The organism is Natronobacterium texcoconense (genome assembly GCF_900104065.1).
Lineage (GTDB): Archaea > Halobacteriota > Halobacteria > Halobacteriales > Natrialbaceae > Natronobacterium > Natronobacterium texcoconense.
In genome coordinates, this window is record NZ_FNLC01000003.1 from 372365 (window position 1) to 390048 (window position 17684).

The 17684-nt window shown below is 64.6% G+C and carries 18 protein-coding genes and 2 pseudogenes; 4 read left to right on the forward strand and 16 right to left on the reverse strand.

What is annotated here, in order from left to right; all coding sequences use genetic code 11:
* Positions 1-972: a carbohydrate ABC transporter permease gene (locus BLR35_RS15425; protein ID WP_090383822.1), complete on the forward strand. Its 972-nt coding sequence runs from the start codon at positions 1-3 to the stop codon at positions 970-972.
* A 35-nt stretch (positions 973-1007) separates the two neighbouring features.
* Here the strand turns inward: BLR35_RS15425 and BLR35_RS15430 are convergent, their stop codons facing one another.
* From BLR35_RS15430 to thrC, 4 genes are all read right to left on the reverse strand, one after another.
* Positions 1008-1310 (reverse strand): hypothetical protein, encoded by a 303-nt coding sequence (locus BLR35_RS15430; RefSeq protein ID WP_090383825.1) that lies wholly within the window; start codon positions 1308-1310, stop codon positions 1008-1010.
* Position 1311: 1 nt separating this feature from the next.
* Entirely contained in the window at positions 1312-2574 is a 1263-nt protein-coding gene (locus tag BLR35_RS15435) for an ABC transporter substrate-binding protein (RefSeq protein ID WP_170831052.1), read from the reverse strand.
* A 170-nt stretch (positions 2575-2744) separates the two neighbouring features.
* A complete protein-coding gene (locus tag BLR35_RS15440; RefSeq protein ID WP_090383830.1) occupies positions 2745-3068 on the reverse strand; it encodes a hypothetical protein in 324 nt (107 codons plus the stop codon).
* A gap of 140 nt (positions 3069-3208) precedes the next feature.
* The gene (thrC, locus tag BLR35_RS15445) at positions 3209-4486 is read right to left on the reverse strand and encodes a threonine synthase (protein WP_090383832.1); all 1278 of its coding nucleotides are present in this window, start codon (positions 4484-4486) and stop codon (positions 3209-3211) included.
* Positions 4487-4614: 128 nt separating this feature from the next.
* Here thrC and BLR35_RS20380 point away from each other — a divergent pair, with 128 nt between their 5' ends.
* Positions 4615-5163 (forward strand): hypothetical protein, encoded by a 549-nt coding sequence (locus BLR35_RS20380; protein WP_170831053.1) that lies wholly within the window; start codon positions 4615-4617, stop codon positions 5161-5163.
* 66 nt (positions 5164-5229) lie between these two features.
* Here BLR35_RS20380 and BLR35_RS15455 read toward each other — a convergent pair whose 3' ends face one another.
* The 4 genes and pseudogenes from BLR35_RS15455 to BLR35_RS21015 all read right to left on the reverse strand — a co-directional run.
* Entirely contained in the window at positions 5230-6708 is a 1479-nt protein-coding gene (locus BLR35_RS15455) for a phytoene desaturase family protein (RefSeq protein WP_090383837.1), read from the reverse strand.
* 335 nt (positions 6709-7043) lie between these two features.
* Positions 7044-7634, reverse strand: a complete 591-nt coding sequence (locus BLR35_RS15465) for a DUF5518 domain-containing protein (protein ID WP_090383840.1) — start codon at positions 7632-7634, stop codon at positions 7044-7046.
* Between the two features lie 108 nt (positions 7635-7742).
* Positions 7743-7904, reverse strand: a pseudogene (locus BLR35_RS15470) (ornithine carbamoyltransferase); the annotation flags it as partial.
* A 23-nt stretch (positions 7905-7927) separates the two neighbouring features.
* Positions 7928-8094 (reverse strand): annotated as a pseudogene (locus tag BLR35_RS21015) (threonine synthase); the annotation flags it as partial.
* 127 nt (positions 8095-8221) lie between these two features.
* Between BLR35_RS21015 and BLR35_RS20390 the strand changes: the two are divergent.
* Both BLR35_RS20390 and BLR35_RS15485 read left to right on the forward strand, forming a co-directional pair.
* Complete coding sequence (locus BLR35_RS20390; RefSeq protein WP_170831054.1) at positions 8222-8770, forward strand: hypothetical protein; 549 nt, start codon at positions 8222-8224, stop codon at positions 8768-8770.
* A 448-nt stretch (positions 8771-9218) separates the two neighbouring features.
* Entirely contained in the window at positions 9219-9686 is a 468-nt protein-coding gene (locus BLR35_RS15485) for a DUF6789 family protein (RefSeq protein WP_090383851.1), read from the forward strand.
* Positions 9687-9728: 42 nt separating this feature from the next.
* Here BLR35_RS15485 and argF read toward each other — a convergent pair whose 3' ends face one another.
* The 8 genes from argF to argH form a co-directional block, all read right to left on the reverse strand.
* Positions 9729-10640, reverse strand: coding sequence for an ornithine carbamoyltransferase (argF, locus tag BLR35_RS15490; RefSeq protein WP_090383853.1), 912 nt, complete (start codon positions 10638-10640; stop codon positions 9729-9731).
* The gene (locus tag BLR35_RS15495) at positions 10637-11749 is read right to left on the reverse strand and encodes a [LysW]-lysine hydrolase (RefSeq protein ID WP_090383855.1); all 1113 of its coding nucleotides are present in this window, start codon (positions 11747-11749) and stop codon (positions 10637-10639) included. Before BLR35_RS15495 ends, argF begins: the two co-directional genes overlap by 4 nt.
* Positions 11746-12900 carry an aspartate aminotransferase family protein gene (locus BLR35_RS15500; protein ID WP_090383856.1) on the reverse strand — a complete coding sequence of 385 codons (1155 nt, stop codon included), beginning with the start codon at positions 12898-12900 and terminating at the stop codon, positions 11746-11748. Before BLR35_RS15500 ends, BLR35_RS15495 begins: the two co-directional genes overlap by 4 nt.
* Positions 12897-13751 (reverse strand): acetylglutamate/acetylaminoadipate kinase, encoded by an 855-nt coding sequence (locus tag BLR35_RS15505; protein WP_090383858.1) that lies wholly within the window; start codon positions 13749-13751, stop codon positions 12897-12899. The genes BLR35_RS15500 and BLR35_RS15505 overlap by 4 nt, the downstream gene beginning before the upstream one ends.
* The gene (gene argC, locus BLR35_RS15510) at positions 13748-14824 is read right to left on the reverse strand and encodes an N-acetyl-gamma-glutamyl-phosphate reductase (protein ID WP_090383861.1); all 1077 of its coding nucleotides are present in this window, start codon (positions 14822-14824) and stop codon (positions 13748-13750) included. Before argC ends, BLR35_RS15505 begins: the two co-directional genes overlap by 4 nt.
* Positions 14824-15696 carry a lysine biosynthesis protein LysX gene (lysX, locus tag BLR35_RS15515; protein WP_090383863.1) on the reverse strand — a complete coding sequence of 291 codons (873 nt, stop codon included), beginning with the start codon at positions 15694-15696 and terminating at the stop codon, positions 14824-14826. Before lysX ends, argC begins: the two co-directional genes overlap by 1 nt.
* Positions 15697-15757: 61 nt before the next feature.
* Positions 15758-15922 (reverse strand): lysine biosynthesis protein LysW, encoded by a 165-nt coding sequence (gene lysW, locus BLR35_RS15520; protein ID WP_006672310.1) that lies wholly within the window; start codon positions 15920-15922, stop codon positions 15758-15760.
* Between the two features lie 224 nt (positions 15923-16146).
* A complete protein-coding gene (gene argH, locus BLR35_RS15525) occupies positions 16147-17682 on the reverse strand; it encodes an argininosuccinate lyase (RefSeq protein ID WP_090383865.1) in 1536 nt (511 codons plus the stop codon).
* Positions 17683-17684: the final 2 nt, after the last annotated feature.

Sequence of the window (17684 nt, forward strand, 5' to 3'; positions counted from 1 at the left end):
ATGAGTGAAGACGACTTCGAACCGACGCAACCGGGCACCGATTCCGAACAGGCGGCCGACGGACGAGGCTATCTCTCCGTCGAGGAGGTCCCAGACACCGCACCCGCGAGGGAACTCGACTGGCCGACGCGGATCGCAAACGCCACGCCGTCGCTGCCGCGACTGCTCAAGTACGCCGTCGCCATCGCAGTCGCGGTCCTCTGGATCGTCCCGTTTCTCGGACTCTTTATGGCCTCGCTGCGACCGCTCAGCGAGATCATCCAGGGCTGGTGGCACGTAGAGGGGATGACGCTCACCCTCGAGAACTACCGCCAGGCCTGGGACTACCAGACGGCACCGATGGGACGAGCGTTGCTCAACACCTTCATCGTTACCGTCCCCTCCGTGCTCGTGGTGATGCTTCTGGGAGCGATGGCGGCCTACCCCTTCGCCCGCTTCGAGTTCCCGCTGAAGACGACGCTGTTCTTCCTGATCCTGCTGGTGATGGCCGCGCCGCCGGAACTGGTCGCGATGGGCAACTACAACACGCTGCGGGAGGTGGGCCTGTTCGACACCTACATGGGGCTGATACTGGTCCACATCGGCTGGGGGCTGGGATGGGTCGTGCTTTTCCTGCGGAACTACCTGCTTGGCATTCCGGAGGAACTCGAGGAAGCCGCACGGATCGACGGCGCGTCTCGGTTCCAGATCTTCCGGACGATCATTCTGCCGCTGTCGGCCCCTGCACTGGTCTCGGTCGCCGTCATCCAGTTCACCTGGGTCTGGAACGCCTTCTTCTTCCCGCTCGTGTTCATGCGTTCGCCGGAACTCTATCTCGCGCCGCAGGTGCTGCCGCTAATGAGGGGGCGCATTCAGGTCGAATGGGGGCTCGTCGCCGCCGGATCGGTGCTGACGATGATCGTCCCCATCGTGTTGTTCCTGATGCTCGAGCGGTACTACAAGCAGGGGATGGTCGCCGCCGTCACGGACTGACTTCGACGGTGACGACCGTTCTCTTTCGGCGATGATCACAGCGGCATCAGGTCCGCCCTCGTCGCGACGACCGTCAGCCCGATCACGAGGAGGTTCGCGACGAAGAACGGCTTCGAGGAGTTCCAGGCGAAGTAGAGCATCGTCGCGAGCGGGAGCGCCGCGATCATCGCCGGCCAGAACCCACGAATCGCTAACGTCGCGAGAAACGCCGTCGTGAACACGTACAGCACGTCGACCGCGGTGGCGCTGGCGTTGCGCCGCCGGAACTCCTCGCCGACGAGGACCAGCGAGTCGACGACCCCGCTGCGGTCACTGTCGCTGCCGCGACTCCCGCTCACGTTACAGCCCTGGCTCGCCTTCGACGGTTTCCTGCAGGACGTCGTCGAGTCCCTGGACGAGGCTCTCGACGTCCTGATCCGGCTGTGCCCAGAGGCCGGTCAACGTCGCCCAGAACTCCGACTGGAACGGATCGCCGAGCGTGTCGTCGAGGTCGGGGACGAGGTCCACTTCTTCGGCGTGTTCGGCGAGGTCACCCATGATCTCCACCTCGTAGGCCTCCTCGGGGACGTCGGCGTTCGAGGCGATGAAACCGCCCCGCTCTGCCCAGACCTGCTGGCCGTCCGCGGAGACGAACTCCGCGACGGCCGTCCGTGCCTCCTCGACGTTCTCGGAGTACTCCGGCACGGTAAGCCAGTTTTCGGCAGCGACCATCGCCTCCGTTCCGGGGAGCATGAAGTAGTCGAGGTCGTCCGGATCCTCGATCGCCTCGAACGCCGGGGTCCACGACCCCATGAAGTAAAGCGGTGTCTCGTTCTCCCAGAAGAACTCGTACTGGACGCCGAAGTCCCGGACTTCGCTGAAGTAGCCCGCCTCGAGGAGGTCCTGGACCTCTTCGAACGCGGTGACGACGCGGTCGTCCGTAAACTCGGCGTCGCCCTCGACGAGGTTTCGCTGGAGTTCGGCACCGTCGTCCTGCCGGAGGATAAAGGCCTCCGTCACGTCGCTCAGCGGCCAGCCGTCGCCGTTACCCGAGGCGAGCGGTGCCTCGACGCCCTCGATCCCGTCGATCTCCGAGAGCAGTTCCTCGAACTCCGCGTAGTCCTCGGGCTCCTCGAGGTCGTTGTCCTCGAAGAACGACTCCCGATACCAGAAGCCGGGCTTCAGGTCCATCGCGAACGGGGCCGCGTAGGCCTCCCCGTCGGCGGTCACGAAGTCCGGATCGGGGGTGAACTCCTCGTCGTCCCAGATGTCGTCGAGCGAGGTCAGATGGCCCCGCTCGCCGTCCGCCTGGACTCGCGCTGGCGACGGCATGACGACGATGTCTGCGGTCGCGACGCCCGCCTCGTAGTCCATCAGGGTTCCAGTCAGAATGGCCTCGGTATCCCGTGGTTCGTACGAAATATCGATACCCGTCTCGTCCTCGACGTGGTCGACGACGGCGAGGAAGTCCTCCTCTTCTCCACCGGTCCAGACCGCGGTTACGGTGACCTCGTCCTGTGCGGCCGCCGTTCCGACGGCACCGACGCCCGCGAGTCCGACCGCTCCAGCACCCATTCCTCGTAGTACAGTACGCCGATCGACCAGCCTGTTGCGCTCGCCCATACCGAACGCTATCCCCGAACACAAACTTAATGATTTTTTCACATACCCATGTAATGGCAACGTCGGCGAGAGTCCGTTCACCGAATAGATCGCCGACCCTACTGACAGAAATCAGACCGTAATCGTCAGAAGGACGTGTGAAAATCGAGTTCGGGATAGTCGCCGACGCCTCAGCGCCAGCGCTCGAGCAACCGGGCCAGCAAACCAGCGGTCTCGTCCTCGGTCTCGTCGGTTCGTTCCTCGAGGATCCGCTCGTACTGGGTAACGATCTCCGCTCGCTGGTGCTCGCGCGTCTCGAGTGCGCGCTCGAGGGCCGTCACGCGGGCCTGCAGTTTCGTTCGTTCGATCCGGGAGTGGAGCTCGGCGTCGGTTCGTGTGGGAGTCTCGTCGGCTGGCTGGAACTCGAGTTCGACGTCGGTACTCGGTTCCGGCCCGGCGCTCGACTCGCGGGGGCGGTTCTCGCTGGGGGATGGGGGTCGCTGCTCGGCGGACATGGGCCACTTCTCCGATACAGTACGTTCCGGGAAAAGATTCAGTCAGTCGGCCGTCAGACGCGTCCGACGCCGGTCGTGCGCTCGTCACGCACCGTTCGGGCGGGTGTTAGTTCTGCAGGTGCTCGAGAACGCCGTCGGATCTATCGAGCCGACGAACTCTCACTCGCAAGGCTCGCGAGAACCCCTTCCGTCTCCGCCGGCACCGGCTCCGGATCCGCGCCAGCGGCCGCCGCCGCGTCGGGATCTTTGAGCAGGTGACCGGTCGTCAGGCAGGCGACGTGCTCGTCGTCGTCGACGATACCTTCCGCCCGCAGTTTCCGCAGGCCCGCGACCGAAGCGGCGGAGGCCGGCTCGACGCCGACGCCCTCGCTCGCGAGGTCGCGCTGGGCCTCCGTAATCTCCTCGTCGCTCACCGCGATTGCGGTGCCGCCGGTTTCGCGGATGCCCGGCAGCGCCTTCGGCGCGTTGACTGGGTTGCCGATCCGGATCGCCGTCGCACGAGTCTCGACGTCGTCCCAGCGCCGGACTTCGTCCGCGCCGTTCTCGATCGCCTCGACCATCGGTGCGGCACCCTCGGCCTGGACGCCGGTCAGTTTCGGGACCTCGTCTTCCGCGAGTTCGCCCGCCTGCACGAGTTCGCGGAACGCCTTGTACAGCGCCGCAGTGTTGCCCGCGTTGCCGACCGGGAGGACGATCCGATCCGGGACCGTGCCGTAGTCGGCGAGGAATCCCTCGAGGATCTCGAGGCCGATCGTCTTCTGGCCCTCGAGGCGGAAGGGATTGAGAGAGTTGAGGAGGTAGGCTTCACCCTTCGCGGCGAGTTCCTGGACGATGTCCAGGCAAGCGTCGAAGTTGCCGTCGACCTCGAGAATGCGCGCCCCGTGGAGACTCGCCTGGGCGACCTTGCCCGCGGCGACCTTCCCTGCGGGCAGCAGGACGAGCGTCTCCATCCCACCGCGGGAACCGTAGGCCGCGAGTGCGGCGCTCGTGTTTCCAGTCGAAGCGCAAGCGAGTCGACCGACGCCGAGTTCCTTCGCGACCGCGACGCCGATGGTCATCCCGCGATCCTTGAACGACCCCGTCGGGTTCATCCCCTCGTGTTTGATTCGCAGGGCCTCGACACCGATATCGTCCTCGAGCCGTGGCACCTCGTACAGCGGCGTCGCCCCCTCCTGGGTGGTGACGCCTTCCTCGAGCGGCAAGGCCTCGGCGTAGCGCCAGACGCCCTGGCCCTCGAAGTCGTCGAAGGTCGGGAGGTCGGCGTAGCGGACCTCGAGCAATCCGTCACACTCGTCGCAGGTGTAGCGAACGTCCTCGAAGGGAGCGAACGTCTCGCCGCAGGCGATGCACTCGAGCCAGACGCCGTCGTCGGCGATGGCGGGCGCGGCCGGTTGTTCGGCCGAGAGACTGAGACTCATTGTCGACCGAGAGGAAAGCGAGGGGGAAAAGCGCGTGGGTTGTGGCCGATTTCCGCTATCCACGAATTCGGAGACTCGAACTCGAGACGCACAGAAAACATTTATCTTCCAATACTTCAGGTGTGCGTATGGATCGCCGGTCTCTGCTCGGAACCTGTACTGCTGGTACGATGGGTGCCCTCGCTGGCTGTCTCGGGACGATTCTCACGTCGGAGACGGCGACGTCGGAACTCGATACCGACGACGTGGACGAAGAGCGAAGCGCGTCCGGCTATCACGGCTGGTTCGACATCGACCACGACGAGGCGACCGCCGTAAGCGCAGCGGAAATCGGCGACGGTCCGGGGACACACCACGTCTACCTCTTCGTCGCGAGCGATAATCCGGTCCCAGTCGAGATCGACGTCGTCGTCGACTCCGACTCGCTCCTGGGCGGATCGTCCGAGACAATTCGGTCCGAATCGGTCGACCTCGAGATCGGACGGTACGTCTACTACCACTTCACGGTCGAGGCGGCGTACTGGCTGGACGTTTCGCTCGAGGGGCACGACCTCGAGTTAGAGATAGAGAAAGACCACATCGAGGCGTCCGGCGGCAGCTACATGCGCGGCTCGAACCAGGCGTTTTGCGTCTGGCCGGACGGAGAGGTCGAGGAGGTCGGCGGGATCGACGACTGACTGGCTACTGTTTCTGCGGGACTCGAGTGTAGGTCTGTGGGGGCTGTCACAGAAGACGGTTCCCGCTCACGCCATCACGTGTTCGGCGGCGATCTCGCTCCCGATGATGCACGCGACGGTGCCGAGGCCGGGCCACGTCGTATCGCCGGCGAGATAGAATCCGTCGATCCCGATGTCCTGTGGGACGGCGTTCTGGTTGGTATTCCGCATCGTCTGTCGATAGCCACCGACGGCTCCGCGAGGGCGGTTCGTGAACGACTCGTACGTGACTGGGGTTCCGACCTCACAGACGGCCGGATCCGAGGCGAGGTCGGGATAGACGGTGCGAGCGATCTCGATAAGCCGATCTCGCATCTCGTTCTTGCGTTGCTCGTACGATTCCGGCGTGAGATCCTGCCAGGGCTCGACGTCGCAGTGTGTCGAGAGCATCACCGCACGGTATCCTTCCGGTGCGGAGACGGTATCACCGGGTGCTGAGACGGTGATGAACATGTTGTTGCCGTCGCCCAGGGGTTCGTCGTACGCTGGAAGGACCTGGTGATGCGTGATCTCGTGATCGTCCACCTCGTGCTCCGGGACGCCGAGGAACACGACCACGGACCCGCCCTCGTGGGCCTCCATCATCGAGATGTGCCGGTCCAATCTGGTTCCGACGATCGATGGAGCGATCTGCTTCGTGAGATTGATCGGGAGGCTACTGACGACCTGTTCAGCACGGTAGTCGTTTCGATCCGTTCGAACGTGGAACCTGCCCTCGGTGCCCGTAATTTCGGTAACAGTCGTGCCGTTCATCACCGTGCCGCCGAGGTCCTCGTAGTGGTCTTCGAACGCCTGCCAGAAGCCGTACATTCCGCCCGTTGCCCGACCGATGCCAGCACGCCGGATCGTACTGCCGAGAACCGCGTTGATCAACGGTGCCTCCTCGAGGGTCGTGTGGACCGTATCCTCGACGAGCATAGCGATCACGTGCCCGAGCGCCGTCTCGTCGTCGACGCCGTAGGCGCTCATCGCGTCGGCCATCGTCCACCGGAGATAGCGAAGCGACAGAAGATCCCCGATCTGCATCGCCCGCAGGTTTCTCACGAGGTCACCGGGCGTCTGGACGGGCAACTTCACGCCATCTCGAGTGATCCGCCAGTACGTCTCGGCGAGGTCGTCTATGAAGGCGTAGAACGCGCGGTGTCGGTCGCTGTTCCCCAGTTTCTCTGCTCGTTCCTCTCGCCACTTCTCTCGATCGTGATACAGCGTCACGCGTCGGTCGGGTAACCAGACTTCGTACGCATCCTGTATCGTGATATCTGGCGGCTCGAGACCGATATCCGCCAATAACTGTCCGCCGACGCCTCCGGGACGGAAATCGACGAGCGTCGTCGCACCCACGTCGAACGAGAACCCGTCGGTCCGGTAATAGCCTGCACAGCCACCGACGTGGTCGTGTTGCTCGAGGACGACGGTCTCGAGTCCAGCGGCCTGTAACCGTGCCGCGGTGCTCATTCCTGCGATGCCGCCGCCGACGACTGCGACCTCGGTAGAACGGAGGGACATAACTGCCGTACGTTCATTATTGGTTACTATACTATCAAGTTTGGGCGCTACAGCCTCAGCGCAGACGCCATCGCCCGACTGCTTTCACGAGCGATACTGTAGTGACAGCCCCCAGATCAGCAGTCCTGCTCCGCCGACGAGATAGACGACACCGGGAATACTGTACGCGATAGTGTCCGTCAACCGACCGACGCCGTATCCGACGAGAACGAGTCCGAGACAGAGGAGGAGAACACTCTCTATTCGACTGTGTCCTGTGCTCGAGTCGTGGGGGCCATACGCCACCGGAGCACACCAGAACATATAGTCCTTCACACACTTTGGCCACCGGACCTCTACCTGCGGAATACGTAGTATAGCACCGCACAGACGCCGCCCCACCAGGTTGCCATCATCAACGTCTGTTCCAGGGTCGTTTCTCGCCCCGGTGGATCGCCGGCCAGCATCCGGAACGACGTGAGCACGGCCACGATGAAGACGAAGAGCGTGCCGGCTTTGGCCAGCGCCGCAGTATCTCTTCGAATCGTCGTGAGCACCCAGTTGCTGATCATCGCGCCTACCATCCCGACCAGTGCAGAGAGGCCAGCGACGAGTGCGTAGAAGAAGACGAGGAATGCGACTTGCACGCCGCTAAACCAGAGTGGCTGTGCCAGGCCGCTGATGAACGCGAGCGAATCGACGAACGGCCAGAATGCCGGAAGTATACCGACGAGTCCGGTCCGCGAACCGACCCGTCGTTCGTCGAGTTCGCGCCCGCTGGCGAGAACCCCGACGAGCAGTCCGGCGACAAACACGGGTTCGAACCCGTACGAGTACCCGTTCGACGACTGCCAGTAGAGAGTCGCTGTGAACGGCGTCGAGGCGAGACCGACGAGGATCGCGTACCGCCACGCATCGTCGGACGCTATCTTCGGGAGGGCTTTCATCGAAACGTGTTGTAGACACAACACTATAGGCTCATAAAACCGACTACACGATTCGACGCCAGTTTCGGAGCGACGTACGATGTTCTCGCCTTCGAGAAGGTAATAGTGCTACTCGAGCAGCCAGCTCAACAACGCCTTCTGTGCGTGCAGTCGGTTCTCTGCCTGGTCGAAGACGATCGAGTGGTCGCTCTCGATGGCGTCGTCTGAGATTTCCTCACCCTGGTGTGCGGTGAGACGATGTGTCACCGAGGCGTCGGGTGCGTCGACCAAGACCGCCTCGTTCACCTGGTACCCCCGAAGTCGTCGAAGGTGGGTGGATCGGTGCATTCGACCTCGAGCAGGCCGTTACACTCGTTTCAGGTGTAGCGAACGTCTCCCCGCAGGCGATGCACTCGAGCCAGACGCCGTCGTCGGCGATGGCGGGTGCGGCCGGTTGTTCGGCCGAGAGACTGAGACTCATTGTCGACCGAGAGGCAATCGAGGGGGAAAGCGCGTGGATTGTGGCCGATTTCCGCTATCCACGAATTCGGAGACTCGAACTCGAGACGCACAGAAAACATTTATCTTCCAACACTTCAGGTGTGCGTATGGATCGCCGGTCTCTGCTCGGAACCTGTACTGCTGGTACGATGGGTGCCCTCGCTGGCTGTCTCGGGACGATTCTCACGTCGGAGACGGCGACGTCGGAACTCGATACCGACGACGTGGACGAAGAGCGAAGCGCGTCCGGCTATCACGGCTGGTTCGACATCGACCACGACGAGGCGACCGCCGCGAGCGCAACGGAAATCGGCGACGGTCCGGGGATACACCACGTCTACCTCTTCGTCGCGAGCGATAATCCGGTCCCAGTCGAGATCGACGTCGTCGTCGACTCCGACTCGCTCCTGGGCGGATCGTCCGAGACAATTCGGTCCGAATCGGTCGACCTCGAGATCGGACGGTACGTCTACTACCACTTCACGGTCGAGGCGGCGTACTGGCTGGACGTTTCGCTCGAGGGGCACGACCTCGAGTTAGAGATAGAGAAAGACCACATCGAGGCGTCCGGCGGCAGCTACATGCGCGGCTCGAACCAGGCGTTTTGCGTCTGGCCGGACGGAGAGGTCGAGGAGGTCGGCGGGATCGACGACTAACCGGCTACCGTTTCTGCGGGAGACGTCGAACGTGCGGGCTCGAGTCGTTTTGCTCGCGCTAGCAACGAGGAGTCGCCACATCCTCCCCAGCGGATTCGTTCGCTTTCCGCGACGCTACGTGTCGCGTGCTCTCACTCATCCACCGGAAGACACGAAGCGTCTTCCGAGCCTTCGCTCGCCCAGCTCGCGAAAACCTCGCGCGACATCGTCGAGGCTGCCCTCGCACCTGCTCGGGCAGCCGGACAGTACGCGCCACACGAGTGATTCCCTCGCCGAGCTGGGTCGGCACAGTACACCACGGACGCCTCGAGGGTGAGAGAACAGGTGAGGGCACCGAGTCGAGTTCGACGGCGTCTCACCTACTCCGGCACGGTTCGGAACCGACGAGTGTGCGTCGGGGTCTCCCAACCGGGACACGCGTATGCTGCCCTATGACGTGTGGGTATATATGGCATCCAGAACAGCAACACGACTCGGCGTCGGGCGCGGAACTGTACTCGAGCCCTGGCAGGCCGGCACCGTCGGCGGTATCGTCGCAGCGATCGCGTTCGGCATCCTGATGTCCATCCAGACGCCGGCCGTCCTCGAGATGGGCATTCCGGCGATGTACGGCCTCGAGGGTGGCCTCGTCGGCTGGACGATCCACGTCGCCCACGGCGCAGTACTCGGCGTCGTCTTCGCCGCGCTCGTTTCGACCACGAACCGAGACCTGACTCCCCGCGGAACGCTCGCCGCAGGACTCGTCTACGGGCTGGTCGTGTGGGCGCTCCTCGCGGTCCTCGTCATGCCGGTCTGGCTCTCGACGGTCGGCTTCGAGATGGCACCAGCCTTCCCGAACGTCGACACCATGAGCCTGATGGGCCACGCGATCTACGGCATCGTACTCGGGGCGGTGTACGTCGTCCTCGAGCGGTGACGCAGTTGCTGTTTTCGGGAGGGAAAAACGGACTCCAGAACGCTACTCGAGCAGCCAGCTCAACAACGCCTTCTGTGCGTGCAGTCGGTTCTCGGCCTGGTCGAAGACGATCGAGCGGTCGCTCTCGATAGCGTCGTCGGTGATCTCTTCGCCACGATGGGCCGGCAGGCAGTGCATGATCGACGCCTCTGGAGCGTGCTCGAGCAGGTCCGAACAGACCTGGAAGCCCTCGAAGTCGTTCATGCGGACGTCGCGTTCGTCCTCCTGGCCCATGCTGATCCAGACGTCGGTGTAGATGATATCGGCGTCCGTGACGGCTTCGACGGGATCGGTCGTGATCGTCGGATCGCCGCCGAGTTCGCGGGCGCGGTCGACGACCTCGTCGTCGATTCCGTACCCCTCCGGCGTCGCCACCGTCAGGTCGATGTCGGTCATCGCCGCGCCGACGGTAAAGGACTGGGCGACGTTGTTCCCGTCGCCGATCCAGGCCGCCGAGACGCCCTCGAAGCCACCCTCCTGCTCGCGGATCGTCTGCAAGTCCGCGAGCGTCTGGCAGGGGTGGGCGTCGTCGGTTAGCCCGTTGACGATCGGAACCGACGCGTAGTCGGCAAGCACCTCGATGTTCTCGTGTTTGAACACCCTCGCCATCACCACGTCGACGTACCGCGAGAGCGTCCTCGAGGTGTCTTTCAGGGGTTCGCCCCGGCCCAGTTGGATGTCGTCCTCGCCGAGGAAGACGGCGTGGCCGCCCAGCTGGGTCATTCCCGTCTCGAAGGAGACCCGCGTCCGGGTACTGGGCTTCTGGAAGATCATCCCGAGGGTCTGGCCCTCGAGGTCTTCGTGTGGCTCGCCCTCGTGCTGGGCGCGTTTGTACTCCGCTGCACGGTCGAGTATCGTCTCGAGTTCGTCGCGCGTGACGTCGTCGATCTCGAGGAAGTGTGTTGGGTTCGTCATGGGTTCTCACCTCTGAGCGTCGTCGCCACTCGCTCGAGGATCTCGACGGACTGGTCGAACTCCGTAAGCGAGAGGCGTTCGTCGGGTGCGTGATCGAGGTCGGAGTTGCCCGGACCGTAGGTGGCTATCGGGCAGTCCCACGCACCGGCGTAGATGTTCATGTCGCTGGTCCCGGTCTTCCGGACCAGCCGCGGCTCTTCGCCTGCATCGCGGATGGCGACGCGGAAGGCTCGTGCGACCGCCGTTCGCGGGCTCGTCATCACGGGTGGGACCTCGTCTTTCCAGGTGACGGTCCCGACCTCGAGTTCGGCTTCCGCGGCCTCGCAGACGGTCTCGACGTCGAGCGACGGTGGAACGCGAAGCTGGACGTCCATCGTTGCCTCGACGGAGAGGCCGTCGTCGCTGACGCCGCCGTCGACGTCGACCGGTTTGGTCGTCACCTGTTCGAAGACGGGTTCATACTCGTCGCCTTCGAAGTGCTCTTCGACGGCTGACCACCAGCGGACGGCGTGCTGGATCGCGTTCGGGTCCGGCCGCGAGGTGTGTCCTGACTCGCTGGTCGCGACGTAGGTGCCGGCAAGCAAGCCGCGATAGCCGAGCGTGATCCCATCGGTTCCGGAGGGTTCGCCGTTGACGACGGCCTCTGGGGCCGACTCTCGATCGTCGACCAGGAAACGCGAGCCACGGGAGTCGACTTCCTCGCCGACGACGCCGACGAACGAGACGCCCGTGCGGACGGCGGCCGCGGCCATCGCTGCGAGCGGCCCCGTCGCGTCGACACTGCCACGACCCCAGAGAACGTCTTCGCCCTCTTCGTCGGCGACGCCGGCCTCTATGTCCTCGGCGTCCGCCGGCTGCACTTCGACCGGAATCTCGCCGGGGACGGTGTCGACGTGTGAGGTCAACAGTACGGAATCGTCGGCCGGCGCGCGAACGTTTCCGATCTCGTCGATCCAGGCCTCGCGGCCGTGTGCCGCGAAGAACTCGACGAGCCGTTCGGCCGCCTCGGTCTCTTCGTCCGTCGGTGAGGGAATCGAGACGAGGTCGATCAACAGCTCTCGGGCGTCCTCGAGCGAGACGTCGTCCATGTCGTCCATCTTGGCGTTCATGATTCGGCTTCTGCCTCGGGGGCGAGTACGGCCGATAGCGCGGTGACGATCTCGTCAGTCTCTTCCTCGTCGATCACCAGCGGCGGTAGCAGCCGGAGGACGGTCCGTCCTGCGGGCAGTGCCAGCACCTGGTGGTTCATCGCCAGGTCTCGGGCGACGCGGTTGGCCCCCCGTTTCAACTCGAGGCCGACGAGCAATCCTTCGCCGCGGACCTCTCGGACCTCGTCGCCGACGGCCGCCTCGAGTTCGCCGGCGAGGTAGTCGCCAACGTCGGCGGCGTGAGCGGGCCACTCCTCTTCGACTAGCGTCGAGATCGTCGCGTGGACCGCCGCGGACACGACGGGGCCGCCGCTGAACGTCGAGTTGTGCGAGGCCGCGCCGTCGGCGATCCAGTCCTGTACTGCGATTCCCCCGATCGGGAGACCGTTCCCGAGTCCTTTCGCCGTCGTGAGCACGTCGGGCGTGACGCCGACGTTCTGGCAGGCCCACATCGACCCCGTCCGTCCCATGCCGGTCTGGACCTCGTCGAGGACGAGCGCCGCACCGACGTCTTCGGTGACCTCGCGGGCGTGCTCGAGGTAGCCCGCCGGTGGGACGTTGATCCCACCCTCGCCCTGGATCGGCTCCAGAATCACGGCCGCGGTCTCGTCGTCGACGGCCGCCGCGAGTTCTCCGCTATCGCCGTAGGGGACGAACTCGACGTCGCCAGCCAGCGGCTCGAACGGTTTCTTGTACTTGTCCTTCCAGGTCGCCGCGAGCGATCCCATCGTTCGCCCGTGGAACGATCGGGTCGCGGCGACGATCTTCGAGTTGCCGGTCGCCGACCGCGCGAACTTCAGCGCGGCTTCGTTGGCCTCGGTGCCGGAGTTACAGAACCAGGCCGAGTCGAGTCCGTCTGGCGTCGACGCGACGAACGCGGCGTAGGCGTCCTCGCGCGACTGGACGGGGAACGAGGAGTCGACGAACGTCAGTTCGCCGACCTGCTTCTGGACGGCGTCGACGACCGCCGGATGGCTGTGTCCCAGCGGCGTGCACGCGAAACTCGCGCCGGCGTCGAGGTATTCCGTTCCGTCCGGGGTGTAGAGGGACGCTCCTTCACCCCGTTCGAAGGCGATCGGTTTGCTCCCGGAGACGAAGTCGTGGTCGCTCACGGTTCCACCTCCTCGCCCTCAGCGAGGGAACCGGGCTCGAGGGTCGTCCCCTCGCCCGCCAGCGCACTCGAGATCGGGTCGTCGGCGTTCGCTGTCGCGACCGTCACCCTCGAGGCACCGCCCTCGAGTGCTTCCTCGGCGGCCATGACCTTCTTCGTCATGAAGCCTTCAGCGGCCGCTTTCACGGTCTCGAACTCCTCGGGCGTCGCAGCCGAGTCGATCTTCGTCGACTCGTCGTCGGGGTCCTCGTAGATGCCCGAGACGTCAGTGAGGACGACGAGGTCGGCCTCGAGCGCGCCCGCGATGGCGGCCGCAGCGCGATCGGCGTCGGCGTTGACGGCGGTGTAGCCGCCGTCTTTCTCTTTGCCGAGTATCGGAACGGAGACGACTGGCGTGTAGCCGCCCGCCAGCATCGTCTCGAGCAGGTCCGCGTTCACCGACGCGATCGTGCCCGAGTGGTCGCCGCGCTTGATCTTCTTCTTGCCGTCCTCCTTCACGCGGACGGCGGACTTGCGTTTCCCCTCGAGCAACTTTCCGTCGGTACCCGAGAGGCCGACGGCGTTCACGCCCTCGTTCTGGAGTGACTCGACGAGGTCGGTGTTGAGTTTGCCCGGCATGACCATCTTGAAGACGTCCATCGTCTCCTCGTCGGTGAACCGACCCACCACTCCGCCAGGAGTCTCGACGTAGGTCGGTTCCTTGCCGAGATCCTCGAGGGTCTCGTCGACGGCGGTCGAACCGCCGTGGGTGAGAACGACGTCTTCTTCATCTTCAACGAGCGAGGCGACGTCCGCGAGCGCACCCTCGGGATCGACGGCGCGTGCGCCGCCGATCTTGACGACGACAGTCATGGTGCTCCCACCGGGTGGAGCCCCGTAAACTCGAGTCCGGCCGTCTCCTCTAATCCGAGCGCGATATTGGCTGCGTGGACCGCCTGGCCCGCGGAGCCTTTCATCATGTTGTCGATCGCCGAGAAGACGACCACGCGCTTGTTCGATGGGTCGAGTTCGAAGCCGACTTCGGCGTAGTTCGTCCCCGCGACTGCCTTCGGTTCGGGGTAGCGGTAGACGCCGGAGCCGCCGGCGGCCATGCGAACGAACGGTTCGTCCTCGTAGCAGCCACGGTAGGCCTTCCAGAGGTCACCCTTCGAAACCGGCGAACTCGGGAAGACGTGGCTCGTCGCACTGGCACCGCGGATCATGTCCACCGCGTGGCAGGTGAACGCGACCGACGTGCCGAGGAACTGCTCGATCTCGGCCTCGTGGCGGTGACCCGTCGGCGCGTACGGACGCACGACGCCCGAACGCTCGGGATGCGAGGAGGCCTCGCCGCCGCCGGCACCCCCTTCCGAGGAGCCGACTTTGACGTCGACGACGACCTGTTCGCCCCCGTCGAGAATGCCGTGCTCGAACAGCGGATACAGCCCCAGGATGGTCGCGGTGGCGTTACAGCCGCCGCCCGCGATCAGTTCGGCGCCCTCGAGGTTCTCGCGGTTGATCTCGGGGAGCGCATATTCGGCTTTCTCGAGGTACTCGGGCGCGTCGTGGCCGTCGTACCACTCGTCGTACTGCTCCTCCGTCTCGAGGCGGAAGTCTGCCGAGAGGTCGACGACCGTGTCGGCAATCTCGAAGAACTCGTCGATCTGCCGCATGGAGACGCCGTGTGGTGTCGCTGCGAACAGGACGTCGACGGACTCGAGGTCGTCGGGCTCGGTAAAGCGCAGGTCCGCTCCGCGCAGCGGCGGGTGAACGGAGCCGACGCTCTTGCCGGCCTTCGAGCGACTCGTCACCTCGGCGATTTCGAAGTTCGGATGGCCCGCGAGCAGACGCAAGAGTTCACCGCCCGTGAAGCCGGAACCACCGATGACGCTCGCTGTGACGGTCTCGGCGTTTTCGTCAGCGCCGGTTTCGGTTCCAACGGCCATCAGGGAGTCACCTCGAGTTCGTTCTCGGCGTTTGCCTTCGTCTCGAGCCAGTCGACGACGGTGCCGGCGACGTCGGTCTCGACGGCCTCGTCGAGAGCCTTGAACTCGACGGTGTGGTTGACCTCGTGGACGGTGTACCCATCCTCGGTTTCCATGAGGTCGACGCCGAGCAGTCCGCCGCCGACGGCGTCGCTTGCCTTCTGCACCAGCTCTTCGGCCTCGTCATCGAGTTCGAAGACGTCCGTCTCGGCTCCTTTCGCGGCGTTGGTGATCCAATGGTCCGACGAGCGGACCATCGCCGCGACCGGTTCGCCGTCGGTCGCGAGCACGCGGATGTCGCGTCCGGGTTTCTCGACGAACTCCTGGACGTAGAACACCTTGTGCTCGTAGTGGCCGAGCGTGGCCTTGTGCTCGAGGATAGCCTCTGCCGCGTCGGGCGAGTCGATCTTCGCCATCAGGCGACCCCACGAACCCACGACGGGTTTGAGGACGCAGGGGTAGCCGAAGTCCTCGATGGCTTCCATCGCGGTCTCTTTGGTAAAGGCGACTTTCGTCGCAGGCGTGGGGACGCCTGCCTTCTCGAGCGCGAGGCTGTTTTTCACTTTGTCCGCACAGACCTCGGCCGTCTCGTTGCTGTTGACCACGGGGATCCCGTAGGCCTCGAAGAACTTCGTAGCGTAGAGGCTCCGACTCGTGGCCAGACAGCGGTCGACGACGAGGTCGAGGTTGGCGAAGGCTTCGGGAACCTCGCCGACGTCGAACTCCTGTTTGCGGACGTCGATCTTGACGACCTCGTGGTCGCGCTCGCGTAGCTCGTTCAACAGGAGCTTCTCGTCCTTGCGGATCCTGGAGTAGAGTATTCCTATTTTCACGCGAGCCACCTCCTGTGGCGAGTGTGAGCAGGGAGCAACTGTGTTGCGACCGTGTGCAAGGTCACTCACCCCAGTCCTCTTCGAGCTCGGGGGCTCGCTCGAGGACTGGCGGCTCGGTGTCGACGACTTCCAGTTCGGCACCGCAGGTCGTACAGTCGATGATCTCTCCAGCTTCCAGATCGTCGTGCAGGGACACTTCGGCCCCGCACTCGACGCATTCGGTCATTGTACTCCCAACTGCGGGCCGACTATCCTTAAACCCATCGAAAATAACAGAGAAATTATAAGACTATACTGGCGACTAACGGTACAAAAAGGCTATTTGCGGCAAGATTTAGTTTGACATATCATTATTTAGGCAGTAGGTCCCCGGGAGGGGACCGCCGCTCCCGTCGCGGTCGAATTCGTACCTGTCGCGGCGGTTCCGGCGAGAACGGCTGCGGTGTACCCTCAGACATAGTCGTTGACCTCCGAACGAAGCTGCTGGTGGGCGTTCTCGAGTACGTCGTCTGCTTCCGTGAGCGCGGTTTCGTCCTCAGCGAGCGCCTCGCGAGCGGACTCGAGCTGATCGCCGACCGCGTCGGGTGCGGGGCCACCCTGCGAGTTGCGACTCGCGACGCTTTCGGCGGGGTCGAGTGCTTCCTCGACGGCTGCGGGTTCGACGTACGACTCGAGTGGTTCTTCGAGAACCTCCTCGGCAGCAGCCGCGAGCGCGTCGTAGTCGCCCCCCGTTTCGGCTGCAACTGCAACCATCTCGTGGGCCGTCCGGAACGGCAACCCGTTCGCCGCCAGCAGGTCCGCGACACCGGTCGCCGTCGAGAAGCCCTCGCCGGCTTCCGCCGCGAGGACGTCCTCGTTCCAGTCAGCCGTTGCAACGGCACCCGCCGCGACCTCGCTTGCCTCCGTCACCGCGTCGACGGTCTCCCAGGCGTGAGTCGTCGCACGCTGGAGGTCACGGTTGTACGCACGCGGCAGCCCCTTCAACGTCGTCGTCAGTCCCTGGACCGCGCCCGCGGCGTCGCCCGCGACCGCGCGGACGAGTTCGAGCGTGTCCGGGTTCTTCTTCTGGGGCATGATCGACGACGTCGAGGAGTAGTCGTCCGAGAGGTCGACGAAGCCGCGGTTCGCGAAGATAATCACGTCCTCCGCTAGCCCCGACAGCGTCGTCGCGTGGGTCGACAGCGCCTGAACCGTCTCGAGCAGAAAGTCGCGACTCGAGGAGGCGTCCATCGAGTTCTCGACGACGCCCTCGAAACCCAGTAGCTCGGCGGTACGTTCGCGGTCGATATCGAACGTTGTCCCCGCGAACGCGGCTCCACCCAGCGGCGACTCGTTGACCCTGTCGTAGGCCTCGAGCAGACGCGCGGTGTCGCGACGCACCGCGCCCTCGTAGGAGAGCGCCCAGTGCGCGACGGTCGTCGGCTGGGCCGGCTGAAGGTGCGTGTAGCCGGGCATGATCGTCTCTTCGTGTTCTTCGGCGACCTCGAGCAGCGACTCGCGCAGGGCGAGGGTCGACTCGATCGCCTCGAGGACGTCTTCACGCAGGCGATAGCGGATGCAGGTCGCGACCTCGTCGTTGCGCGAGCGGGCGGTGTGCATCTTCCCGCCGTCCTCGCCGATGCGTTCGATCACGGCCGTCTCGATCGCCTCGTGGACGTCCTCGCCATCGGGGAGTCCGTCGTGGCCGTCGACTTCGATCGCATCCAGGGCAGTGAGGATCGCACCTGCCGTCTCGTCGTCGACGATCCCCTGTTCGGCGAGCATGAGGACGTGTGCGCGGTCGACCTCGAGGTCGGCCTCGAAGATGCGTTCGTCCGCGGCGAGCGAGGAGAGGAAACTCCGGGCGGGGCCGCCGCTGAACCGGTCCCGACGGACGACCCCCTCGTCGGGGGAGCCGCCGTCGGTCGCGATCACGGGATCGAACGCGCCACCGTCGGATCGCGATCTACTGGATCGCTCACCGTCGCGAGTGCTCTCCTCGGTCATGT

Bases quoted from the DNA above. Each gene is read 5' to 3' on its own strand.
- BLR35_RS15425 (WP_090383822.1), top strand. From the start codon at position 1: ATGAGTGAAGACGACTTCGAACCGACGCAACCGGGCACCGATTCCGAA.
- BLR35_RS15435 (WP_170831052.1), bottom strand. From the start codon at position 2,574: ATGGGCGAGCGCAACAGGCTGGTCGATCGGCGTACTGTACTACGAGGA.
- BLR35_RS15440 (WP_090383830.1), bottom strand. From the start codon at position 3,068: ATGTCCGCCGAGCAGCGACCCCCATCCCCCAGCGAGAACCGCCCCCGC.
- thrC (WP_090383832.1), bottom strand. From the start codon at position 4,486: ATGAGTCTCAGTCTCTCGGCCGAACAACCGGCCGCGCCCGCCATCGCC.
- BLR35_RS20380 (WP_170831053.1), top strand. From the start codon at position 4,615: ATGGATCGCCGGTCTCTGCTCGGAACCTGTACTGCTGGTACGATGGGT.
- BLR35_RS15455 (WP_090383837.1), bottom strand. From the start codon at position 6,708: ATGTCCCTCCGTTCTACCGAGGTCGCAGTCGTCGGCGGCGGCATCGCA.
- BLR35_RS15465 (WP_090383840.1), bottom strand. From the start codon at position 7,634: ATGAAAGCCCTCCCGAAGATAGCGTCCGACGATGCGTGGCGGTACGCG.
- BLR35_RS20390 (WP_170831054.1), top strand. From the start codon at position 8,222: ATGGATCGCCGGTCTCTGCTCGGAACCTGTACTGCTGGTACGATGGGT.
- BLR35_RS15485 (WP_090383851.1), top strand. From the start codon at position 9,219: ATGGCATCCAGAACAGCAACACGACTCGGCGTCGGGCGCGGAACTGTA.
- argF (WP_090383853.1), bottom strand. From the start codon at position 10,640: ATGACGAACCCAACACACTTCCTCGAGATCGACGACGTCACGCGCGAC.
- BLR35_RS15495 (WP_090383855.1), bottom strand. From the start codon at position 11,749: ATGAACGCCAAGATGGACGACATGGACGACGTCTCGCTCGAGGACGCC.
- BLR35_RS15505 (WP_090383858.1), bottom strand. From the start codon at position 13,751: ATGACTGTCGTCGTCAAGATCGGCGGCGCACGCGCCGTCGATCCCGAG.
- argC (WP_090383861.1), bottom strand. From the start codon at position 14,824: ATGGCCGTTGGAACCGAAACCGGCGCTGACGAAAACGCCGAGACCGTC.
- lysW (WP_006672310.1), bottom strand. From the start codon at position 15,922: ATGACCGAATGCGTCGAGTGCGGGGCCGAAGTGTCCCTGCACGACGAT.
- argH (WP_090383865.1), bottom strand. From the start codon at position 17,682: ATGACCGAGGAGAGCACTCGCGACGGTGAGCGATCCAGTAGATCGCGA.